Genomic DNA, 22,141 nt, shown 5'->3' on the forward strand with positions numbered 1-22,141 from the left:
GCGTCCGGGTCAGCCGGGTGCCGTGGCCCCGGGCGCCGCGGCCCCGATCGGCAGCCGGACCCGCAGCACCGTCTCGCCCGGCCGCCGCTCGATGCCGATGTCGCCGCGGTGCCGGTCGACGATGCGCCGGGAGATGTCCAGGCCCAGGCCGGTGCCCTCACCCACGCCCTTGGTGGTGAAGAACGGATCGAACGCGTGCCGCGCGACCTCGGGCGCCATCCCCGAGCCGGTGTCGCCCACCTCGACGACCACCTCGTCCTGCTCCAGCCGCGTGGAGACCCGGAGCGTCCCGCTGCCACCCATCGCGTCGAGGGCGTTGGCGACGAGGTTGGTCCACACCTGGTTGAGCTCGGCCGCGAGCGCCTCGATGCGGGGAACGCGGGGGTCGAAGTCGCGGACGACGGTCACCCCGGCGGGAGTGCGGAAGGACAGCATCACCAGCGTGCTCTCCAGCCCCTCGACGAGGTCGGTCTGCTGCATCGCGGCCCGGTCCAGCTGGGAGTAGGACCGCATCGCCGCGATCAGGTCGGAGATCCGGCGGGTCGACTCCTTGACCTCACCCAGCAGGCCGGTCGCGGACAGGGTGCTCGCGACCCAGTCCAGGCCGGGGCCGAGTCGGCTTTTCCCGACCGCCGCGGCGAGCCGCTCGCACCAGTCGACGTCGGCCCCGGCGGAGGCGAGGGCCGCGGCCAGCTCCCAGTGCCGGGCGACGTCGTGCCCGTCGAGCCAGTCCGACACCCGGTCCTCGCGATCGGCGACCTCCATCGCGCTCCCGGCCGGGCGCGGGCCGAGCTCGGCGCGCAGCGCGTCGAGGCCGGCGAACTGCTCGGCGGTCACCGGGGCGGCGGCGAGCCGCTGGAGGGAGGAGAGCATCCCGTCCAGCGCCCCGCCGAGGGCGTCGACGGCCCGGGTGGCCGCGGCCGCCGGGTTGTTCAGCTCGTGGGCGAGCCCGGCGGCGAGCGTGCCCAGCGCCGCGAGCGCCTCCCGCTGCCGGGCCATGGTCTCGTAGTTGCGGGCGGACCGGGACACGCCCTCGATCAGCGAGAGGCCGAGCGGGAAGCAGGTGTCCCACAGCGCGCGCAGCGCCTCCGCGGGGACCCGCAGGACGCGGCCGGCGGTCGTCGCCCGGCCGGTGGCCAGGTAGACGCCGTGCTCGTCCCACGCGCGGAACCCCCCGGCCCAGCGCCCCGCGACGTCCATCGCCCCGAGCCGGGTCTCCTCCCGCCCGACCCGGCGGACCAGCTCGAGGACGCCGTCCAGGAGCACCCACCAGGAGTCGGCGGCGGAGTTCTCGGTGAAGAGGACGTCGCCGGCCCGGAACGGGACCTCGGTGCCGGCGGCGAGGAGCGCGCGCAGCTGGTCGTCGTCGGTGCCGGCGAAGAGCCCGATGCCGCGCAGGTCCTCGAGCCCGGTCACGTCGTCGCCAGGTACGGGTGCACGAGCCGGACGGACAGGGCTTCCCCGCCGACGGCGGAGCCCACCGGCGGGGTCGGGATGGTCGCCTTGCTCATCGGGTGGGGCCCTCCCGGCCGGTGCGTGCCCCCGCGACGGCGGCCGCGGGCGCCGTGATCATGCCGTGCGCCCCCCGGCTCGGGAAGCTCTCCGGCCGGGGACCGCGGCGGGATGGTTGGCTGGCCTCCCGCCTGCAGAAGGGTCCCCGATGTCGCTCCTGACCACCTTCGCCGAGGCCCTGGCCTCCGGCTCCGTCGAGGTCGTCGACCTCACCGCACCCCTGTCGGCCGAGACGCCGGTCATCGCGCTGCCACCGCAGTTCGCGCAGACCGCACGCTTCGAGCTGGAGGAGCTCAGCCGGTACGACGACCGGGGCCCGGCCTGGTACTGGAACAACTTCCGGACCGGCGAGCACACCGGGACCCACTTCGACGCGCCGAACCACTGGGTGACCGGCCGGGACGGCGACGACGTGGCCTCGGTGCCGGTGCGCCGGCTGGTCGCGCCGGTCGCCGTCCTGGACTTCTCCGCCCGGGTCGCGCAGGACCCCGACTTCCTCCTCGAGGTCGAGCACGTCCGGGAGTGGGAGGCCACCCACGGACCGCTGCCACAGGGCGGCTGGCTGTTCTACCGCACGGGCTGGGACGCCCGGTCGGCCTCGCAGGAGGACTTCCTCAACGCCGACGAGACCGGGCCGCACACCCCCGGGATCTCGCCCGCGTGCGCCCGGTGGCTGGCCGAGGACGCACCGGTCCTGGGCCTGGGGGTCGAGACCGTCGGCACCGACGCCGGCGCGGCGCACTCCTTCGAGCCGCCCTTCCCCTGCCACGCCGCGCTCATGGGCAGCGGCAAGTACGGGCTGACCCAGCTTCAGAACCTCGACCGGCTCCCGCCGACCGGCGCTGTGGTGGTGGCGGCGCCGCTGCCGATCGTGTCGGGGTCCGGTTCCCCCGCGCGGGTGCTGGCCCTGGTCGAGCGCTGATGGACGTCGCACGGGCGGTCGGGGAGACCCTCGTCCGCTGCGGCGTCGACACCGTCTTCGGGGTGGTGGGGTCGGGCAACTTCCTGACCACCACCGCGATGGTCGGCGCGGGCGCCCGCTACGTCGCGGCCCGGCACGAGGGCGGCGCGGCCACGATGGCCGACGCGTACGCGCGCACCAGCGGGCGCGTGGCCGGGCTCAGCGTGCACCAGGGCTGCGGCTTCACCAACGCGCTGACCGGGATCACGGAGGCGGCCAAGAGCCGCACCCCGCTGGTGGTGGTGACCGGGGAGGCGACCTCGCGGCGGTCCAACTTCTTCGTCGACCAGCCCGCGCTCGCCGCGGCGGTCGGGGCGGTGCCGATGCGGATCGGATCCGCGGCCGACGCCGTCGCCGTGGCCGCCGAGGCGGTCGCCGTCGCGCGGGGCGGCCGTCGCGTCGTCGTCCTCAACCTGCCGCTGGACGTGCAGGCCGAGCAGGCGCCGGCCGGACCCGTCGCCGTGCCGGATCCCCCGGCGCCGCCCCCGCCCGACCCGGCCGCCGTGGCGCGCCTGGCCGAGGCCCTGCGCAGCGCCCGGCGCCCCGTCTTCGTCGCCGGCCGCGGCGCCCGCGGAGCCCGGTCCGAGCTGGTGGAGCTGGCCGACCGCTGCGGCGCCCTGCTGGCCACGTCGGCGGTGGCCAGGGGGCTCTTCCGCGGCCTGCCCTGGGACCTCGACGTCTCCGGCGGCTTCGCCACCCCGCTGGCCGCCGAGCTCGTCTCCGGGGCCGACCTCGTCGTCGGCTGGGGCTGCGCGCTGAACATGTGGACCACCCGGCACGGGCGGCTGATCGCCGACGACGCCGCCGTCGTCCAGGTGGACCTCGAGGACGACGCGCTGGGGGCGCAGCGGCGGATCGACCTCGGCGTCGTGGGCGACGTCGGGGCGGTGGCCCGGGCCGCGACGGCCCTGCTGCCCGGCACGCCGGCGGGCTACCGGACGCCGGAGGTCCGCCGGGCCCTCGCCGGGCGCGGGCGCTGGCGGGACGAGCCCTTCGCCGACGCCGGCGGGCGGGGCCGCATCGACCCGCGCACCCTGACGATCGCCCTGGACGACCTGCTGCCGGCCGAGCGCGTCGTCGCGGTCGACTCCGGCAACTTCATGGGCTACCCGAGCATGTTCCTCGACGTGCCCGACGAGGCCGGGTTCTGCTTCACCCAGGCCTTCCAGTCGGTGGGCCTGGGGCTGGCCACGGCGATCGGCGCGGCCCTGGCCCGGCCCGACCGCCTGCCGGTCGCGGCCCTGGGCGACGGCGGGGCGCTGATGGGTGCCGCGGAGCTGGAGACCGTCGTCCGGCTGGGCCTGCCGATGGTGGTCGTGGTCTACGACGACGCCGGCTACGGCGCGGAGGTGCACCACTTCGGCCCGGCCGGTCACCCGCTGGACACGGTGCGGTTCCCCGAGACCGACTTCGCCGCGATCGCCCGCGGCCACGGGTTCGCGTCGGTTCCGGTGCGGGAGCCGGGCGACCTCGCGGCGGTGGGGGAGTGGCTCGCGGGGCCCCGCACCGCACCCCTGCTCGTGGACGCGAAGGTGACCCGCGACGAGCCGTCGTGGTGGCTGGAGGAGGCGTTCCGCGGCCACTGAGCGCCGCGCGGCCCGGCGACGGGCGGGTCGGCGTGTGGCGGGTCGGTGCGTGGCGGCCGACCGGGACCGTGGGCCCTCCCGCCCGGCGGTGCGGAGGAGGACCCTGGAGGCCGCCGGACCGCATCCCGGAGGACAGATCATGACCACTCCCTCGTCCCGACCGCCGGTTCCCCCACCGGCCGACATGAGCACCGCGGAGAAGCTGGCCGCCGAGTGGGAGGCGCGGCACGACGTCCTCGCCCGCGGCCACCGCGCCGATCCGCTGGTGCTGCAGCAGTACCTCGCGCACGCGCGCACGGAGGAGGCGGCCCGGCGGGGCACGATCCCCGCGCCCCGCCGTCCCCGGGACGCGGACGCCCACCGGCCGACCACCTCGACCACCCCGACGGCTCCGGCGGGCGGGTCCCAGCCCTCCGGCGGGGCGGCCACGGACCCGGCCCCGGCGCCGGCCGGGGCGCGCCGGCGGCCGTGGTGGCGGAGGCTGCGCGACCGCTGAGTTCCCCCGCCCGCCGCGCCCCGGTCGGAGGGCCCGGCGGCGGAGGACCTCCGGCCCCGGCCTCCCGGGCGGCGACCGTGCCAGCGTGGACGCGGCCGTCCGCCGAGACCCCGGGAGGTCCGATGACCCAGACGAGCGCCGCCGGGGACGGGGTGCGCGAGGAACTGGCGTTCGGCCGGCCGGTCGAGCGGGACGGCGTCACCGTCGTCCCCGCTGCCGCCGTGCGCACCCACCGTGCCACCCGGGCCGACGGCGGCGACCCGCAGCGGCGGCGCCTGGACGCGTCGCTGTCCGGCGGCCGGCCGCTGGGCGCCTTCGTGCTCCGCGACGGCGGGGTCCGCTGGCATCCCGTCGTCGACGCGACCCGGGTGCTGACCACCGCGGAGCTGGTGGTGGGCGCCGTCCTGGTCGCGCGGCAGCTCGCGGCGCGCCCCGGCGCGGCCCGGGCCGACGTGACGATGGGCCCCGGTGGCTGGGTGAGCATGAAGGGCGGGCGCATGGCGGTCCGCCCCGCGCGCCGGCTGTGGCGCCGGCAGCCGACCTCGACCGCGCCCGCCGGGCGGCGGCCCTGGTGGGCCCGGCTGCTGGCCGCCACGACGCTGGAGTCGGTCCTCGGCTGAGCGCCGCCCTCGCTACCGGGGCCGGTCCGGCCGCCCGCCGGGGGCGAGCAGTTCCAGCACCTGCCGGCGGATCTCGAGGTCCTCCCGGGCGGTGACGACCACGGTGCGGACCGCTGCGCCGGCCGCGCCGACGTCGGCGTCGGCGTCGGCGGCCCGGTTGCGCCCCGGGTCCAGTGCCACGCCGAGGTGGGCGAGCGCGTCGCCAGCGGCCTCGCGGACCTGCCACGCGTGCTCGCCCACGCCACCGGTCATCACCAGCAGGTCCAGGCCGCCCGTGGCGGCGGTCATGCCGGCGATCTCGCGCACCAGCCGGTGCACGTAGACGTCGAAGGCCAGCGCGCAGTCGGGGTCGCCGGCGGCGCGGCCGGCCAGGACGTCGCGGAGATCCCCGGAGGTCCCCGACAGCCCCTTCAACCCGGAGTGGTGATCGAGCACGTCGGCGAGCTCGGGTTCCGGGACCCGGCCGTGCGCGAGCGGCCAGAGCAGGAGACCGGGGTCGAGGGTGCCGGGGCGGGTGTTCATGACCAGCCCGGCCAGGGGCGTGAACCCCATGGTGGTGTCCACCGACACCCCGCCGAGGACCGCCGCCAGCGAGGCGCCCGCGCCGAGGTGGCAGGAGACGATCCGCAGGTCATCGAGGGGCCGCCCGACCAGCTCCGCCCCGCGCCGGGCGGCGTGCGCGTGCGAGAGCCCGTGGAAGCCGTAGCGGCGCAGGTCCCACCGCGCGTTCCACTCCCGCGGCAGGGCGTAGGTGCGGGCCGCGGGCGGCAGGGTCGTGTGGAAGGTGGTGTCGAAGCAGGCCACGGCGGGCACGTCGCCCAGCAGTTCGCCGGTGGCCTCGATCCCGGCGACCGCGCGGGGGTTGTGGATCGGCGCGAGATGGCTGATCGAGGACAGGTACACGGGCAGCAGGGTGTCGACCACGGTGGGCCCGGTGTGCCGGGAGCCGCCGTGGACGACGCGGTGGCCGACGGCGTCGACCGGGCCGCAGCCGGCGAGGAACTCCGCCAGCGGCTCCAGGTGGCCGGTGCCCTGCCAGCGCTCCACCGTCGTCGCGGCGGTGACCGCGCCGGCGGCGTCCAGGCGGGTGAGCTTGAGGCTGCTGGAACCGGCGTTGACGACGAGGACCCTCATCCCGCGTCCGGCTCGCGCAGCGGGTCGCCGCCGGAGGTCGTCGGCCCGGCGGCCGGTGACCACTGCCAGTCGCGGATCTCGGGCAGGTCGATGCCGTGCGTGCGCACGTACCGCCGGTGCTCGGTGAGCAGGTCGCGCAGCCGGTCCCGCGCGTGCGCGCCGACGTCGCGCAGGCGGGGCACCCGGTCGATCACGTCGATGGCCAGGTCGTAGCGGTCGATCCGGTTCATCACGCAGATGTCGAACGGCGTCGTCGTCGTCCCCTCCTCGACGTAGCCGCGCACGTGGAAGTTGTCGTGGTTGGTGCGCCGGTAGGTCAGCCGGTGGATGAGCCACGGATAGCCGTGGTAGGCGAAGATGACCGGCTTGTCGGCCGTGAAGTAGGCGTCGAACTCCCGGTCGGAGAGACCGTGCGGGTGCTCGCGGTCGTCCTGCAGGCGCATCAGGTCGACGACGTTGACCACCCGGATGCGCAGGTCGGGGAACCAGCCGCGCAGGAGCTGGACCGCCGCGAGGGTCTCCATGGTCGGCACGTCGCCGGCGCAGCCCAGGACGACGTCGGGCTCGGTGCCCGCGTCGGTGCTGGCCCAGGACCAGACCCCGATGCCCTTGGTGCAGTGCTCCACCGCGGCGTCGATGTCGAGGAACTGCAGCGCCGGCTGCTTGCCCGCGACGACGACGTTGACGTACTGCCGGCTGCGCAGGCAGTGGTCGACCACGGACAGCAGCGTGTTGGCGTCCGGCGGCAGGTAGACCCGGATGACGTCGGCCTTCTTGTTGACCACGTGGTCGATGAAGCCGGGGTCCTGGTGGGAGAAGCCGTTGTGGTCCTGGCGCCACACGTGCGACGTGAGCAGGTAGTTCAGCGAGGCGATGGGGCGCCGCCACGGGATGCCGTTGGTGGTCTTCAGCCACTTGGCGTGCTGGTTGACCATCGAGTCGACGATGTGGATGAACGCCTCGTAGCAGGAGAAGAAGCCGTGCCGGCCGGTGAGCAGGTAGCCCTCCAGCCAGCCCTGGCAGGTGTGCTCGGACAGGATCTCCATGACCCGGCCACCGGGGGCCAGGTGGTCGTCCCCGGGCAGCCGCTCGGCCATCCAGGCGCGGTCGGTGGCCTCGAGCACCGCGCCCAGCCGGTTGGAGTTGTTCTCGTCCGGGGCGAACACCCGGAAGTTGGTCATGTTCTCCCGCATCACGTCGCGGAGGAACTCCCCGAGCACCCGGGTCGACTCGACCGCGCCGGTGCCGGGCGCGGGGACGTCGACGGCGTACTCGCGGAAGTCCGGCATCCGCAGGGACGTGAGGAGCTCCCCGCCGTTGGCGTGCGGATTGGCGCTCATCCGCCGGGTGCCCACGGGGTGCAAATCGCGGACGGCGGGCACGGGGGCGCCGGAGTCGTCGAAGAGCTCCTCGGGGCGGTAGCTGCGCAGCCACTGCTCGAGGACGGCGCGGTGCCCGTCGTCCTCCCGCGCGTTCTTGAACGGCACCTGGTGCGAGCGCCAGGTGCCCTCCACCTGCAGCCCGTCGACCACCTCCGGGCCGGTCCAGCCCTTGGGCGAGGCCAGCACGATCATCGGCCAGCGCGGCCGCGCGACGACGCCGTCCTCCCTGGCCGCGCGCTGGATCGCGGCGATGTCGTCCAGGCAGCGGTCCAGGGTCGCGGCGAACTGCTGGTGCATCGTCGCCGGGTCGTCGCCCTCGACGAGGTACGGCTCGTGGCCGTAGCCGCGCATCAGCTCGAGCAGCTCCGCGCGCGGGATGCGGGCCAGCACCGTCGGGTTGGCGATCTTGTAGCCGTTCAGGTGCAGGATCGGCAGGACCGCGCCGTCGGTGACCGGGTCGGCGAACTTGTTGGCGTGCCAGCTGGCCGCCAGCGGGCCGGTCTCCGCCTCGCCGTCGCCGATGACCGCGGCCACCACCAGCCCCGGGTTGTCGAAGGCCGCGCCGTAGGCGTGCGACAGCGCGTAGCCGAGCTCGCCGCCCTCGTGGATGGAGCCCGGGGTCTCCGGGGCGACGTGGCTGGGGATCCCGCCCGGGAAGGAGAACTGGGTGAACAGCCGGGCCATCCCGGCCTCGTCCTGCGACACCTCGGGGTAGACCTCGCTGTAGGTGCCCTCGAGCCAGGCGGCCGCCACCGGGCCGGGCCCGCCGTGGCCCGGCCCCATCACGTAGACCATGTCCAGGTCGCGGGCGCGGATGGCGCGGTTGAGGTGGGCGTACACGAAGTTGAGGCCGGGCGTCGTGCCCCAGTGCCCGAGCAGCCGCGGCTTGACGTGCTCGGGGAGCAGCGGTTCGGCCAGCAGCGGATTGCCCATCAGGTAGATCTGCCCGACCGAGAGGTAGTTGGCCGCCCGCCACCAGGCGTCGAGGGCGGCCAGCTCCTCCGCGGGGAGCGGGCCGGTCGGGGAGTGGGTCCGGGCGAGTACGGCGTCCATCGGGCGATCCCAGCGGAGAACGTCCGGGCGGGGCAACCCCGGACCCGCGGCGCGGGAGGGCCGTGGGATGCGGGTCATGCCCAGGGCGCGTCGAACGGGTCGATGGTCTCGTCGACCGGGCGCCGTCCGGTGGCCGGCACCGGCGTGGCGCTGACCGGCGCCCAGCCCAGGCGCAGCAGCACCTGGGGATGCCGGCCCGAGGGCAGGCAGTCGGCGGCCAGCCGGTCGCGGGTCGCCTCGACCTCCAGCGGCTGGCTGATCGGATCGGTGGCCAGGCCGGTCGCGGTCGCCCGCAGCAGCACCGCGCTGAGCGCCTCCCCGGCCCGCAGGCGGTCCTCCGGCGTGTCCCCGTCGGTGACCAGCACGGCGAGCTCGGTGCCGTCGGCCTCCTCATGGCCCAGCTCGCTCTGGTCCATCTCCCGGCCGGCGAAGTGCCGCACGGGCACGGCGGCCGTTCCGTCGCCCGGCACGTTGGCCGCGGGAACGCCGTCCGGTGCGCCGCGCGCCCGGCCGGTCCAGAGCGCGACCTCCTGCGCCAGGCCCGGGGTCAGCGCCTGCTCGACCGCCGCGCGCTCGATCAGCCGGGCGGCCTCCCACCGGCGGCCCGGATCGAGGACGACGAGGGCCGCCCCCTCGCCGGCCGCGGCCCGCACGAGGTCGTCGAGGAACTCCGGCGGCACCGGCCAGGTCGAGAAGACGCGCCGGTCGCTGCGCCGCGTCTCGATCGCGCGGGCGAGGCCGAGGTCGTCGGGGGTCGGCTCCGCGGGGGACGGCTCGATCGACGCCAGGTGGCGGGGGTGCGCGGGGTCGGGCAGCCGGTGCACCGGGCCGCCCAGGCCCGCGGCGAGCAGCGCGACGCGCAGGTGGTGCAGGGCGGCTCCGCAGCTGACCAGGAGCCCGCGGCCCTCCGGGTCGGTGAGGGGCAGGGCGCGGTCGGGATCGGCGAACAGGTGGACGCTCGACGGGCCGATCCGCCACCGCCAGGGCTGGGAGTTGTGCACCGACGGCGCGCGGTTGGCCAGGGCGACCGCGGCGCGGGCGGTGGGCCGGTCGAGGTGGGTCGTCAGCACGGGTTCCTCCGGGTCGGGCGGGGCGGAGCAGGATCGGGCGCGGCGGGGGCGGATGTGGCGGGCGCGGGCGCGGGCCTCAGGGCGGCGGCGATGTCGTCGGCCCAGGACTCGATGGCGGCCCAGTCGCGGTGGTCGCCGGCGCGCTGGCGGGCCAGCCGGTAGAACAGCCGGCCCCACAGGGGGACGCCGTCCATGCGGACGACGCCCCCGAAGGCCCGGTGCTCCCGGGGCCGGAGGTCCCGGGGGAGCCCCTGCGCGATGCGGGCGACCTCCTGGCGCGCCAGCCACCTCCGCACCCGGCCGGACGGGTCGATGCCGGCCACGCTGAACAGCCAGACCGGGCGCTCGCCCAGCACCGGGGCGAGCAGCTGCAGCAGCTCGCGGGCCGGAGGCAGCCAGGCCATGTCGTGCACGGCGCTGCCGACCACGAAGGCGTCGAACCGGTCGAGGTCGGCGGCCGGCGCCGGCCCCGCCGGGCGGACCTCCACCTCGAGCGAGGCCCGGAGCCGGGCCGCGATGCGCTCGGCGACCTCCGCCGTCGAGCCGCCGGCGCTGGCGGAGGCGACGAGGACGCGCCTCCCGGGGTTCGCCATGCGCCCACCGTGGCGGCGCGGGAGCCCGACCGCGAGGGGCGGAGGCCACGCGCCGCGGAGACGGAGGTCGCCCGCGCACGACATCGGGCACGGGACCTTCGACCGCACGCCGGCGGGCACCGTGGCCCTAGCCTCGGGGAGCACACCGCCGGGGAACCCGGTGGTCGGACGGCCGCGCCGGCGGCCGGGAGGGAGTGCCTCGGTGCAGCCATCGCCCGACGGAGCCGGAGAGCCCATCCGGGTCTTCCTCCTGGACGACCACGAGATCGTCCGCCGGGGAGTCGCCGACCTGCTCCAGAGCGATCCGGGCCTGGCGGTGGTGGGCGAGGCCAAGACCGCGGCGGAGGCGGTCGCCCGCATCCCCGCGCTGCGGCCCGACGTCGCGATCCTGGACGTGCGCCTGCCCGACGGCGACGGGGTCTCGGTCTGCCGCGACGTGCGCTCGCTCCTGCCCGAGCTGCGGGTGATCATGCTGACGAGCTACAGCGACGACGAGGCGCTGTTCGAGGCGATCATGGCCGGCGCGTCGGGGTACCTGCTGAAGCAGATCCTCGGTCAGGACCTCGTCGCCGCCGTCCGGACCGTGGCCGCCGGCGGGTCGCTGCTCGACCCGACCGCCACCACCGCCGTCCTCGAGCGGATGCGCCGCTCCGCCGAGCCCACCGGCCCGCTGGCCAAGCTGAGCGAGCAGGAGCGCACCGTCCTGCAGCTCATCGGGGAGGGGCTGACCAACCGGCAGATCGGCGAGCGCATGTTCCTGGCTGAGAAGACCGTCAAGAACTACGTGTCGCACCTGCTGGCGAAGCTGGGGCTGGAGCGCCGCACGCAGGCGGCGGTGCTGGCCACCGAGCTGCGCGGCTCCGGCTCCGGCTCCGCGCCGCCCCTGCGCTGACCGCGCGTCAGCGCAGCGGCGCCCACCACCGCAGGCGGGTGCCGCCCTCGGGGACGGCCTCGATGCTCGTCCCGCCGCAGCGCCGGGTGGCCCGGTCGGCGAGGTTGCGCAGCCCGCTGCGGGCGGCCCGCGGATCGATGCCCCGGCCGTCGTCCACGACCTCGACCACCACCTCGTCGGTGACGTCGAGGGTCACGGTGACGTGCCGGGCGCCCGAGTGCCGGGTGGCGTTGGACACCGCCTCGCGGACGACCGCCTCCACGTCGGCGGCGAGCTCCCCGACGACCAGCGCATCGACCGCGCCGGACATCCGCACGGTGGGGGACAGGACGGTGCCCGCGGTCTCGGTCACCACGTCGAGGATGCGCCGGCGCAGCCCGCCCCTCGCGTCGTCGGCGGTGTGCAGGTCGAAGATCGTGGTCCGGATGTCCCGGACGGTCCCGTCGAGCTGGGTGACGACGTCGCTGATCCGGTGCCGCGCCTCCGGATCGGCCACCCGCGGCAGCACCGACTGCAGGCTCAGCCCCGCGGCGAACACCCGCTGGATCACCAGGTCGTGCAGGTCGCGGGCGATCCGGTCGCGGTCCTCGAAGACGTCGAGCCGGCGGGCGGTGCGCTGCCGGGCGGCCAGGTCGAGCGCCACGGCCATCTGGTCGGCGAACGCGCCGACCAGCGGCGCGAGCGACGCGGCGAAGGGTTCCCCGCCGGCCCGCCGCGCGGCGACGAGCTGGGCGTCCGCGGACGTGCCGCCGGAGAGGGGCACGGCGATCTGCGGCCCCCAGCCGGCGGACGGGTCCGCCTCGTCGGGCGGGTCGCCGGCGTGGGCGCGGTACTCCACGGAGCCGTCGACGGGATCCGGTCCGACGACGAGCCAGGCCGCGTCGGCGCCGGTCAGCTCCCGGACGCGGTGGACGATCAGGTCCAGCGCCGCCTCGGGCGCGGCGTCGCCGAGCAGGCGCTCGCGCACGTCACCGGCCGCGGCGGTCCATCGGCGGCGCACCTCCGCCTCGGCGAAGAGCCGGGCGTTGTCGATGGCGATGCCGGCCGCCCCGGCCAGGGCGGTGAGCACCGCCTCGTCCTCGGCGGTGAACTCGCCCTCGCCCTTCTCGGTCAGGTAGAGGTTCCCGTAGACCTCGCCCCGGACGAGGACGGGGACGCCGAGGAAGCTGCGCATCGGCGGATGCCCCTGGGGGAAGCCGACGGACGCCGGATGGGTGGACAGGTCCGCGATGCGCAGCGGCACCGGCTCGGTGGTGACCTGCCCCAGCACGCCCAGGCCCTCGGGGAGGTGCGGCAGCCGGGCGGCGACGGCGTCGTCCATCCCGACGTGGACGAAGGCGGACAGGCCGCCGTCCCCGCCGAGCACCCCGAGCGCGCCGTAGCGGGCGTCGACCAGCCCGATCGCGGCCTCGACGATCCGGCGCAGCGTCGCGTCCAGGTCCAGCCCGGTGGACACGGTGAGGAACGCGTCGAGCAGGCCCTGCACGCGCTCCTGGGTGTGGGCGACGGTCTGCAGCCGCTCCTGGACCTCGGCGAGCAGCTCGGCCAGCCGCATCCCCGACAGCAGGTCCCGCGCCGGCGCCGAACCGGGCGGGAGGTCGTCGTCCTGCATCGCCTCGTCCCCTGTGGTGCACCCCCGTGCCCGAGGGACGCTGGCACCACCGGAGGCGCGGGTCAACCAGGCGAGACCTGCTGTCCGCTGATCAGGGCGATGCGGACGGCGACCACGCACGCGTCCGGGGCGGGTGCCCAGGGGACGAGGCCCGCGTCCCCGAGCCCGGCGAGCGCGGCGGGATCCCCGAGCACGTAGGAGGGGCCGATCACGGTCACGCTCCAGCCGGTCCGCGTGGCCGCGTCGTACTCGTCGACCTCGAAGGCCAGGACCGCGCCCCGGCTGGCTGCCTCCACCCGCCCGCCCCGGCGCGCGGGGATGAGCACCTCCTCGCCCCGGACGACGAAGTGCACGGGCTGGATGGTGGGCAGCGCCCCGACGGTGAAGGCCAGCCGGCCGAGGGGCATCGACGCCAGCAACCGACGGCAGTCGGCGGCGGAGAGCGCGTCGAGCGCGGGGCCGGTCGACATCAGCCGGGGCGGGGCGTCGGGGCCGGCGAGGGGGCGGGCACGGCCGGCCCGGACACGGCCAGGGCGCCGGCGATCTCGCCCGCCCACTCCCTGACCAGGGCCCAGTCGCGGGCGTCGCCCACGGGGGCGCGCATCGCCGTGACGACGGCCCGCTCGGCGAAACCGAGCAGCGCCGGCTCCAGCCGGCCGGGCAGCACGCGGGTGCCGCGCGGGTCCAGCAGCGCCGTCATCGTGGCGATGTCGTAGGGCTCGGCGTCCGGGAACGGCGGTGATCCGATGGGCCCGCTGGAGAACAGCCACAGGGGCCGGCTGCGCAGCGCCGCCGCGGAGGCCGTGGCGAACTCGCGCGCCGCGGGCAGCCAGGAGCCGCCGTACACGGCGCTGCCGAGCACGACGGCGTCGTAGCGAGCCGGATCCGGGTGCTGCTCGACGGGGACGGCGGTGGCGTGCAGGTCGTGGCCGCCGGCCGCGAGGTCCCGCGCGAGGGCCGCGGCGATCTCGCGGGTGGCGCCGTGCCGGCTGGCCACCGCCACCAGCACCCGGACCGGCGTCACCGGCCACCTGCCGTGCGCGGGGGCAGGATGTCGACGGCGACGACGCCCCCCACGGTGCGGGCCAGCGCCGACAGGGCCCGCTCCTCGGTGCCCGGCGGGTCCTGCGACTCCCCGCGGGCGCGCCGCACGGTCGCGACGCCCTCGGCGACCGCGACGTCCCAGGCGCCCACCTCCCCTGTGTAGCGCTCCACGAGGTCGGTCAGGTCGGCCCGGATCGCGTCGTCGGTGCGGACGAGGGCCTTCAGCAGGTCGCGGCGGCTGACGATGCCGACCAGCTGCTCGCCGTCCACCACCGGCACGCTGCGCAGCCGCTCCTCGACGAGCAGGCCGGCCACGTCGGACACGTCGGCGGTCGGGTCCACGGTGCGGACGCCGTCGGTCATCACCCCGCGCACCAGCAGCGGCAGCACCCGGTCCTCCTCGGTCTCCCGGCGCAGGTGCAGCCGGGGATCGCGCGGCACCCGGTCGCGCAGGACGTCGGCCTCGGCCACGATGCCGACCAGCCGGCTCTCGTCGTCCACCACCGGCAGCGCCGCGAACCCGTGCTCGGCCAGCACCTCCCCGGCGTACTTGACCGAGGTCTCCGGCCCCACCGTGACGACCTGGCGGGTCATGACGTCCCTCACCTGCACGGGTTCCTCCTCGGCTCGGGTCCCGGATCGACGCTAGGCAGCCGCCGCACCGGCCCCCAGGGTCGCCGGACAGGCGCGCGGATGACCCTGGTCCCTGCGGCTGGGGACGTCCGGCCCGTCGACCCGGCTGCCGGTCACCGGGCGCCGGGTGCCGTCGCGGCGGGGACGGGGTCCGGGGCGGCGGCGCGCCGCTCGGCGCGCTCGGCGATGCCGCGCAGCATCCGGCGGGTCATGACGAGCGTGACCGGCTCCATCGCCCGGGTCGCCACGCGGAGCCCGAGGCCGGGCGGGCGCTGGGTGACCGATCGGGACAGCAGCCGGCACCGGCCGCGGCCGTGCGGGCGGAGGTGGAAGGACCAGACGGAGTTCCACGGGTGCTCCGGGGGTGCCTGGCGCAGCACGAGCGCCCGGCCGGGGAGCACCTGCGCCACCGGGAAGGAGTAGCCGGCGGGCATCGGCCCGTAGCCCTCGGGCACCACGACGACGCGGTCGCCGGCGGCCAGGTGCTGCCATTCCTCGCGGATCGCGTCGGTGGAGTGGATGTCCAGGCCGAGGAGGTTCTCCAGCCGGTCGTAGCTGTACATGCCGCCGCGGCCGTGGCCGATCTGCACCAGCCACGGCCACACGGCCTCGGCGGGCGCCTCGACGGTCACGGCGAGGGTGGTCCGCTCGGTCGGGCCGGGGACGAGCTCGTCGCCGGGCAGGACCGCGGCCGCCTCGCCGTGGGTCGCGCCCCAGTCCCGGGTGGCGTGCAGGAGCTGCGTGGTCAGCGCGGCCGCGCCGGTCGCGGTCGCGAGCGCGCCGATCATCGGGCGGCCCCGGCGGTGCGCGGCCGGCCGAGGACGCCCGTGGCGGCCCGCTCGGACGTGGACGTGGTCACTCCGGCGACGCTAGGTCCGGTTCGCGGGCCGAGGGCCGGTCCGAGGGCCCTGGTCCGGAAGGACGAAGGGCCCCACTCCCGGGGACGTCGGCCTGCGGCCCGGCGGGCGGCCGCGCCGGAGGGTGGGCCCGAGCCCGGCGCGCGCCGGGCAGGGAGTCGAGGACGACGGTGGCGACGCAGGAGACACCCCCGGCCGGCAACGGGCACGGTGGGACGGGGGGCCCGCGGTGGGTCGTGGGCGTGGACGGGTCACCCGGCGCCCGCGCGGCCCTGGTGTGGGCGCTCGCCGCCGCGGGGCAGGCCGGCGCCTCGCTGGAGCTGGTGAGCTCCTACCCGGTGGACTTCTACTGGACCGACCCCTACCTGGCCGACACCGGCCGCCTGGACGACGTCCGGCGGGACACGGCGGACCTGGTCGCGGCGGCGCTGGCCGAGGCCCGCCAGGACCCGGCGGTCGCCGCGGTCCCCGGCGCCGCCGAGGTCGCCGCCGAGGTCGTCGTCGGCGGCGGGGCCGCGGCGGAGCACCTCGTCGCGCAGGCGGAGGGGGCCCAGCTGCTCGTCGTCGGCAGCCGCGGCCGGGGCGGGTTGCGCAGCACCCTGCTCGGCTCGGTGGCGCTGCACTGCGTCGCGCACGCGCCGTGCCCGGTCGTGGTCGTGCACCCCGGTGCCGTCCAGCCGCCGCCCCGCGTCGTCGTCGGCCTCGACGACTCGGCGATGTCCCGGGCCGCGCTGGCGCGGGCGGCCGGGGAGGCGCGCCGGCTGGGCGCCCGGCTCGAGGTGGTCGCGGCGCTGCAGCCGATCGCCTACTGGAGCGAGGTGCACGCGGTGGCGCTGCCCCCGACGGCCGAGGCCCGCGCGCAGGTCCAGCAGAGCGCCGAGCAGGTCGTCGCCGAGGTGCTCGGCCCCGACGTGCCCGTGCGGCTGCTCGTGGAGGAGGGGTCGCCGGCGGAGGTGCTGACCCGCATCGCCGACGGCGCCGCGCTCCTGGTGGTCGGCAGCCACAGCCGCAGCCGCCTCGCGGGGATGCTGCTCGGCTCGGTGGCGCTGCACTGCGCCGTCCATGCGCCGTGCCCGGTCATGGTCGTGCACGCCGAGCGGGCGCCGGGTGCGGGCAGGCCGGCGTCGGCGGCCGCCGCGGCCGCGCGCTGACGCACCGGCCCCGTGGGGACGGTCGGAGGAGGGGAGGACGGCGTGACCGAATACCGCAAGCCCTATCCCGTGCGGGTCGACGCGTCGCTGGACGAGTCCCTGTCGCGGTGGCTGTGGCTGGTGAAGTGGCTGCTGCTGATCCCGCACTACGTCGTGCTGACCTTCCTGTGGCTGGGCTTCGCGGTGGTCGGCGTGATCGCGTTCTTCGCCATCCTGATCACCGCCCGGTACCCGCGGGCGCTGTTCGACTACAACGTCGGGGTGCTGCGCTGGACGTGGCGGGTGCACCACTACGGCTACGGCGCGCTGGGCACCGACCGCTATCCGCCGTTCACCCTCGCCGAGGTGCCCGGCCACCCCGCGCACCTGTCCGTGCCCTATCCGGAGCGGCTCTCCCGCGGCCTGGTGCTGGTCAAGTGGTGGCTGCTGGCGCTGCCGCACTACGTGGTGCTCGCCGTGCTGGTCGGCGGCGGGATCTGGCTGGGCGCCGGGTCCGACGGCGTGTGGGACGACGGCTGGGGCTTCGGCGGCCTGGTGGCGCTGCTGGTGTTCGTGGCCGGGGTGGTGCTGCTGTTCACGGGCAGCTACCCGCGCCCGATCTACGACTTCGTGATCGGCATGGACCGCTGGGCCCTGCGCGTCGCGGCCTACGTCTCGCTGATGACCGACGTCTACCCGCCGTTCCGGATGGACATGGGCGGCACCGACCCCGGCTCGCTGCCCGCAGGTCCCGACCCGGCCGGCCCGGCGGGGGGCGGCGCCGCGCAGCCCGCCGGCTACCCCGCCGTCGCACCCGCGGCGGGCCCGGCGGGGAGCGCCGGGGCGACGGCGGCGGGATCGCCGCAGTACCCGGTGCCGCCGCAGGCGCTGCAGCCGTCGTCGTCGGCGAGCAGCTGGCCGGCCGGGCGGGTGGTCACGCTGGTGATCGGCGCGCTGCTGCTGGTGACCGCGACGGGGGTCCTCGGCGCCGGCGGCACCCTCCTGTGGGCGGACCAGACCCAGCGCGAGGACGGCCGGCTCGTCTCGCCCGACGCCGACCTCGACTCCGAGCGGTACGCCGTCGCCACCGACGACCTGCTCCTCGAGGGCGACGGCCTGGACTGGGTCGTCGACGAGCTCCTCGGCACGGCCCGGCTCGAGGTCACCCCGGCCGACGACGGCGACGAGCTGTTCGTCGGGCTCGGGCGGACCGCGGAGGTCGCCCGGTACCTCGACGGCGTGGGGCGCAGCGAGCTCGACGACCTGGTCATCCGGCGGGACGGCGAGGACGAGGTGCTCCGCGGCCTGACCGACGTCCCGGGTGGGGCGCCGGCGACCCCGCCCGCGGAGGCCGACGTGTGGACCGTCTCCGCGTCCGGCAGCGGCACCCAGGTGCTGGACTGGCGCCCGACCGAGGGCGACTGGACGGTCGTGGTGATGCGCGCCGACGGCGGGGCCGGGATCCGGGCCGAGGTGCGTGCGGGCGCGGAGCTGCCGGGGCTGACCTGGTTCTCCGTGGCGCTGCTGGGCGTCGGTCTCGTGCTCGGGCTGGCCGGCGGCCTCCTGGTCGGACTGGCCGTGCACCGGGCGCGGTCGCTGCCGCCGCCGGCCGGGTGGGCCTCCGGTTCGGCGCCCCCGCCGCCGCTGCCGGCCGGCGCAGCGCCTCCGCCGCCGCCACCGTCGGCGGGACCGCCAGCAGCACCCGGATCCCCGTCGGCGGGACCCCCAGCAGCAGCCGGATCCCCGTCGGCACCGGCACCCGGATCGCCGGCGGTCGGTCCGGGATCCGGGGGCGGCGCGGACAGCCCGGCCTACTCCGGCCGGACCGGCCCCGACACCTGACGCGCGCGCCCGCCGTGACCTATCAGAAACGGTGGCGGGTCGTCGTGGGGGTCCGCGCCGGGCTCGGGTAGTCGGCCGGGGCGGGTGGCGAGAACCCGGGGTGTGGTGAGGGGCAGGTCGGGTGGATCGCCGGTGCCGGGGGATCGGCTGCGCGCCGAAGCGGCGTGCCGGACTCGGGGCGGCCGGCTGGTCCGGGTGATGCCGGTCGGGGTGGTGACGGTGAGGGTGCCGGCGGGGGTCATGGCGTAGGTCCAGCCGCGCATGTGCGTCTTCTTGGACAGCCCGGCCGTGGCTGACGCCATTGCCGGGCGTGGCAGCGTCGACGCCGAGGCGTCAGCGATGGCTGCGGAGTTGGCGGAAGAGCGGGAGACGCTGGACTATCTCGCCGAGCAGTTCGGGACCCGACGTATCGACCGGCGGCAGTGGGAGATGGCGCGCGTCCCCGTCGAGAGCCGTGTGCACAACATCGAACGCCGCCTGGCGCAGATCACCAGAACCGACGCCCTCACCGGCCTGGGCAACGGGGACTCGCTTCGCCGCAACTGGTCGGACCTCAACCTCGACCGGCAGGCGGCGATCCTCCGCACCCTCGTCGCCTCGATCACCATCGCTCCCGGCACCCGAGGAGCCCAAGCCCTCGACCCTGACCGCGTGCAGGTGTCCTGGCGGCTGTGAAGCCTGCCGGCCGGCCACGCGCTAGGCCCTTCGGGCCTGCGCCCCTGACCGTTCCCCGGGCACCCGCAGCAGCACAGCGATTCGCGCGACGACAGCCGCATCCTCGACGTGCACCGGCACTCCCGACGCGGCGCAAGACTCCGCCACCCGCCGGGCCAACTCCGCCCGGTTCACCGCCACATCGCCCACAGCGCAGGCGGCCCCTGCCAGGCCAGCGACTGGTCCGACGTCCACACCTCGTCCGGATCGCCGCCCATCGCCGTGACCGCCTGAGCCATGACGTCCTCGATCGTCCGCCCGCGCAGCCGAACCGTCTCCGGTTGGAAGCGCTGGGCCACCTCGTAGCGGTGCAGCCCCGGAATACGTCGGACGTCGAAGCCTTTGCGCATGTACTTCGACAGGTAGCGGGCCGCGATGCGCGCTTCGTCACGAGCCAGACCGGCCGCCGTGGAGCCAGACGGTGCGGACAACCGCTTGATGTGGACGAACCCGTGACCCCAGGCCTGCTCGATTAGGCCCCGGGCGATGAACCGGCCGACTGCGAAGTGCACGTGCAGCCCGTGGTCGGTCTTGTGCCACTCCGGCACCCACAGGTACGCGACCGGCGTGCCGCCGAGCAGCTTGCGCAGCGAACGGAAGAACTCCGACACATCGCGCCGTAGGCGGCGAGGGTCGTGGCAGCCCGACCCCCGGTAGGTCAGCGTGCCCAGGCGGTTCAGGCGGTTGTGTGCGCAGTAACGGCGGACCTTGCGTGCCGCCCGCCGCGCGGCCTCCTCCTTGGAGCGCTCGGGATCCCCGCCACCGGGCGCCCGCTGCACCGGCACCGAGTAGCGAAACGACCCGCCGACTTCTCCGGCACCGGGGTAGAGCGTGACGAACCAGCCCGCCGGGCTAGACGGGGACAGCGGTGGGGTAAGCAAGAGGGCCTCCGGGGCAACCGATCAGCAAGTGATCGGCCCCGGCGGCTACGCCCTCGCGCTCGTCTACCGCTTCAGCATCAGCGGCTTGCTGCCCACGCATCTTGTAGAGATGTGTCCGCGGGAATTGGGGCCCTACTCCGGTCGTGAGGGCGTGGGATACCCGACCGTTTATCCGCGAACGCCGGGCAGCCTCACCAGCACTCCGGTCCGTGTCAAGCCAGGTGATCCCCGGAGGCGAGAAGAGCGAGGGCGTCGCCGCCCTCCCCGCAGGTGCAGTCTCCGGCCCGTCCGCCGCCGGTCAAGGGTCCGCTTCGCCGCTACGCGCCCTTGACCGACTCCCCCCGGACCTACATCGGCACCTATGGGGATGACGCCTCCGTGTGGTCCCCCCACGGAGGCGTCATCGGCGACGCGGAAGCAGGCGAGAGCGATTCCGAGTTACGTTGCTACTTCAAGTCAAGAGCCTGCCGCGCTTAGCGCGTCCGGCTCCTGGCGATTCGTCACCTTCCGAAGACGTCCCGCCGCAATTCGGCATAGGCAGCCATTCCAGGCTGAAGCAAAGGAGCCAGCGTGTCGCGGGCAAATGCATTCCAGTCGCTACCCGCAGCGGTTAGCAGGAGGAGTTTCCGAAGGCGGACATAGATGGAGCCTGCCGGTGATTTCCAGTCGTCTGTGTCATTGCCCCGCGCAACGCTCGCCGCAAGTTCTTCCTCTTTGATCGTGAGCGCCTCCGCAATCCGTTCAGGCTGCTGATTCACCTCACACAGCGCCCGGATTACGTCGTCGTCCAGAAGGTAGGCCTCTATGTGCCTGCGGCTGAGCACTCGCACGCCGCTGTCTACCAAGAGTCGGACTTCCTCCGCCGACCGCGTGTCTCGGTCAATTAGCCTCCGGACGGAAGTTCCGGACGATATTGCTTGTATGGCTTTGCCTAGTTCGATGCGGTCCTGCCCGGCATCCTGCGAGTTGCCGACGGAGAGAAAATCGGTATTGGGGAACTCCCCACTGAAGATCCTGCGGTAGCACGTCGCGTCGAACGCTGCCTTTTGATCGTTCTGACCCTTCGCTGGCCTGCCTTCGCACAGAACGACCTCTTCTGGCGCCACCAAGATCGCCAGATCGCCTAGTGCGACGTCAAGAGTCCGCGCCCAGAAGTCGCGGGTCGGTTGCACCGGCGGCAGTACGACAGGTTGATCGAAATCCGAGCCTTGAAGATCGATGAAGCAGACACTCCCTGGGTCCGACTGCGCCATCTCCCAGGCCCTCCGCATGAAGCCGATGCTGTGGCTTGCCATGAACAGCTGGCATCGCTCCGGCAGGAGATTCACCAGAGTCTCCAGCAGCGCCCCTTGAACCCGCGTGTTCAGATGGGTCTCCGGCTCATCGATACACCAAAGCGTGTCATCGTAGAACTCTCGCTTCACGACTGTGTCCAAGATCAGGTCGAAAGCTGACTTTTCCCCCGCAGACAAGTTCTTGTAGAGAAAATTCTTAGAGTCGCCCTTCTCGAAGTAGAACGTTCCTGCACTTCCGGTCGAGACTCCGACGCCCCCGACGCCGCTCAACAGCAGGTCCGGAAAGACCTCCTGCATCGCCCTCCGAACGTCACCAATGATGCGATCCCGAATCTCTCCCTTTGTTGTCGTATCGGGTATCGACGTGTCATAGATTCCATCGATCGTCTGCATGATCAGACGCTGGTAATTGTCGGAGACACTAACGTCGTTATCAATCAGACGATTAATCCTGGGGTTGTCAAGCGGGGAAGCGAGCCGACTGAAATTGTTGACCTGAAAGTCCGCTTCGTTTCTGAAGGCGCTACGAATGTAGACCATCCGCTTCAACTCTTCGGGGCCCGTCGGGAGAGGGTCGTGAAACGTCATGGAAGCATGCTCGGGCCAACTCACGGCGGGCGTTCCCACCTTCGTTCCGTAAGTCTCATCCCATCCGTAGCCAACTCCACCGCTATAGCCGTGCCATGCCCGGAAGCCGTCGAAGATCGAGGATTTTCCTGAGCCATTCGGTCCCGCCAGTACGACCAGCCGAGCGGTTGCGGGGATGCCTACGATCTGCGTGTCGGTGAACCGCTTGAAGCCCTTGAAGTGAGCCGTGGCCAATCGCATAGGAGT

Annotated in this window: 20 protein-coding genes; 8 read left to right on the forward strand and 12 right to left on the reverse strand. The window is 74.9% G+C overall.

Features of this window, described 5'->3' with window-relative positions; genetic code table 11:
* Nucleotides 1-9: 9 nt before the first annotated feature.
* Nucleotides 10-1,416, reverse strand: coding sequence for an ATP-binding protein (locus BMY88_RS09370; RefSeq protein WP_091942466.1), 1,407 nt, complete (start codon nt 1,414-1,416; stop codon nt 10-12).
* Between the two features lie 244 nt (nt 1,417-1,660).
* Between BMY88_RS09370 and BMY88_RS09375 the strand changes: the two genes are divergently transcribed.
* The 4 genes from BMY88_RS09375 to BMY88_RS09390 all read left to right on the forward strand — a co-directional run bounded on the left by BMY88_RS09375 (nt 1,661) and on the right by BMY88_RS09390 (nt 5,175).
* Nucleotides 1,661-2,434: a cyclase family protein gene (locus tag BMY88_RS09375; protein WP_091942468.1), complete on the forward strand. Its 774-nt coding sequence runs from the start codon at nt 1,661-1,663 to the stop codon at nt 2,432-2,434.
* Nucleotides 2,434-4,059: a thiamine pyrophosphate-binding protein gene (locus BMY88_RS09380; RefSeq protein ID WP_091942470.1), complete on the forward strand. Its 1,626-nt coding sequence runs from the start codon at nt 2,434-2,436 to the stop codon at nt 4,057-4,059. The genes BMY88_RS09375 and BMY88_RS09380 overlap by 1 nt, the downstream gene beginning before the upstream one ends.
* A gap of 139 nt (nt 4,060-4,198) precedes the next feature.
* Nucleotides 4,199-4,555, forward strand: coding sequence for a hypothetical protein (locus BMY88_RS09385; RefSeq protein WP_139220442.1), 357 nt, complete (start codon nt 4,199-4,201; stop codon nt 4,553-4,555).
* Nucleotides 4,556-4,677: 122 nt separating this feature from the next.
* Nucleotides 4,678-5,175, forward strand: coding sequence for a hypothetical protein (locus tag BMY88_RS09390; protein ID WP_091942474.1), 498 nt, complete (start codon nt 4,678-4,680; stop codon nt 5,173-5,175).
* 12 nt (nt 5,176-5,187) lie between these two features.
* On the opposite strand, the gene BMY88_RS09395 is transcribed toward BMY88_RS09390, so the two are convergent.
* The 4 genes from BMY88_RS09395 to BMY88_RS09410 all read right to left on the reverse strand — a co-directional run bounded on the left by BMY88_RS09395 (nt 5,188) and on the right by BMY88_RS09410 (nt 10,407).
* Nucleotides 5,188-6,309 carry an acetate/propionate family kinase gene (locus BMY88_RS09395; RefSeq protein WP_091942866.1) on the reverse strand — a complete coding sequence of 374 codons (1,122 nt, stop codon included), beginning with the start codon at nt 6,307-6,309 and terminating at the stop codon, nt 5,188-5,190.
* Nucleotides 6,306-8,744 (reverse strand): phosphoketolase family protein, encoded by a 2,439-nt coding sequence (locus BMY88_RS09400; RefSeq protein ID WP_091942476.1) that lies wholly within the window; start codon nt 8,742-8,744, stop codon nt 6,306-6,308. Before BMY88_RS09400 ends, BMY88_RS09395 begins: the two co-directional genes overlap by 4 nt.
* A gap of 74 nt (nt 8,745-8,818) precedes the next feature.
* Complete coding sequence (locus tag BMY88_RS09405; RefSeq protein ID WP_091942478.1) at nt 8,819-9,814, reverse strand: Acg family FMN-binding oxidoreductase; 996 nt, start codon at nt 9,812-9,814, stop codon at nt 8,819-8,821.
* Entirely contained in the window at nt 9,808-10,407 is a 600-nt protein-coding gene (locus BMY88_RS09410) for a flavodoxin domain-containing protein (protein ID WP_091942480.1), read from the reverse strand. Before BMY88_RS09410 ends, BMY88_RS09405 begins: the two co-directional genes overlap by 7 nt.
* Nucleotides 10,408-10,609: 202 nt before the next feature.
* Between BMY88_RS09410 and BMY88_RS09415 the strand changes: the two genes are divergently transcribed.
* Nucleotides 10,610-11,299 (forward strand): response regulator, encoded by a 690-nt coding sequence (locus BMY88_RS09415; protein WP_280138710.1) that lies wholly within the window; start codon nt 10,610-10,612, stop codon nt 11,297-11,299.
* A 7-nt stretch (nt 11,300-11,306) separates the two neighbouring features.
* On the opposite strand, the gene BMY88_RS09420 is transcribed toward BMY88_RS09415, so the two are convergent.
* The 5 genes from BMY88_RS09420 to BMY88_RS23355 form a co-directional block, all read right to left on the reverse strand.
* Nucleotides 11,307-12,911: a GAF domain-containing sensor histidine kinase gene (locus BMY88_RS09420; RefSeq protein ID WP_091942482.1), complete on the reverse strand. Its 1,605-nt coding sequence runs from the start codon at nt 12,909-12,911 to the stop codon at nt 11,307-11,309.
* Nucleotides 12,912-12,973: 62 nt separating this feature from the next.
* A complete protein-coding gene (locus tag BMY88_RS09425) occupies nt 12,974-13,381 on the reverse strand; it encodes a pyridoxamine 5'-phosphate oxidase family protein (RefSeq protein WP_091942484.1) in 408 nt (135 codons plus the stop codon).
* Nucleotides 13,381-13,935 (reverse strand): flavodoxin domain-containing protein, encoded by a 555-nt coding sequence (locus BMY88_RS09430; RefSeq protein WP_091942486.1) that lies wholly within the window; start codon nt 13,933-13,935, stop codon nt 13,381-13,383. The genes BMY88_RS09425 and BMY88_RS09430 overlap by 1 nt, the downstream gene beginning before the upstream one ends.
* On the reverse strand, nt 13,932-14,567 hold the full coding sequence (locus BMY88_RS09435; protein WP_091942488.1) for a CBS domain-containing protein: 636 nt from the start codon (nt 14,565-14,567) through the stop codon (nt 13,932-13,934). Before BMY88_RS09435 ends, BMY88_RS09430 begins: the two co-directional genes overlap by 4 nt.
* Before the next feature lie 134 nt (nt 14,568-14,701).
* Entirely contained in the window at nt 14,702-15,376 is a 675-nt protein-coding gene (locus BMY88_RS23355; protein ID WP_139220443.1) for an SRPBCC family protein, read from the reverse strand.
* A 311-nt stretch (nt 15,377-15,687) separates the two neighbouring features.
* Here BMY88_RS23355 and BMY88_RS23360 point away from each other — a divergent pair, with 311 nt between their 5' ends.
* From BMY88_RS23360 to BMY88_RS09455, 3 genes are all read left to right on the forward strand, one after another.
* Nucleotides 15,688-16,596, forward strand: coding sequence for a universal stress protein (locus tag BMY88_RS23360; protein WP_170861032.1), 909 nt, complete (start codon nt 15,688-15,690; stop codon nt 16,594-16,596).
* 42 nt (nt 16,597-16,638) lie between these two features.
* The gene (locus tag BMY88_RS09450) at nt 16,639-18,417 is read left to right on the forward strand and encodes a DUF4389 domain-containing protein (RefSeq protein WP_091942491.1); all 1,779 of its coding nucleotides are present in this window, start codon (nt 16,639-16,641) and stop codon (nt 18,415-18,417) included.
* A 288-nt stretch (nt 18,418-18,705) separates the two neighbouring features.
* Nucleotides 18,706-19,092, forward strand: a complete 387-nt coding sequence (locus tag BMY88_RS09455; protein WP_139220446.1) for a hypothetical protein — start codon at nt 18,706-18,708, stop codon at nt 19,090-19,092.
* 170 nt (nt 19,093-19,262) lie between these two features.
* Here BMY88_RS09455 and BMY88_RS09460 read toward each other — a convergent pair whose 3' ends face one another.
* Together BMY88_RS09460 and BMY88_RS09465 are read right to left on the reverse strand one after the other, a co-directional pair.
* Nucleotides 19,263-19,910: a rolling circle replication-associated protein gene (locus BMY88_RS09460; RefSeq protein WP_211435578.1), complete on the reverse strand. Its 648-nt coding sequence runs from the start codon at nt 19,908-19,910 to the stop codon at nt 19,263-19,265.
* 602 nt (nt 19,911-20,512) lie between these two features.
* Nucleotides 20,513-22,129, reverse strand: coding sequence for an AAA family ATPase (locus BMY88_RS09465; protein ID WP_170861033.1), 1,617 nt, complete (start codon nt 22,127-22,129; stop codon nt 20,513-20,515).
* Nucleotides 22,130-22,141: the final 12 nt, after the last annotated feature.

The sequence above is a fragment of the Trujillonella endophytica genome, from assembly GCF_900110555.1.
GTDB lineage: Bacteria > Actinomycetota > Actinomycetes > Mycobacteriales > Geodermatophilaceae > Trujillonella > Trujillonella endophytica.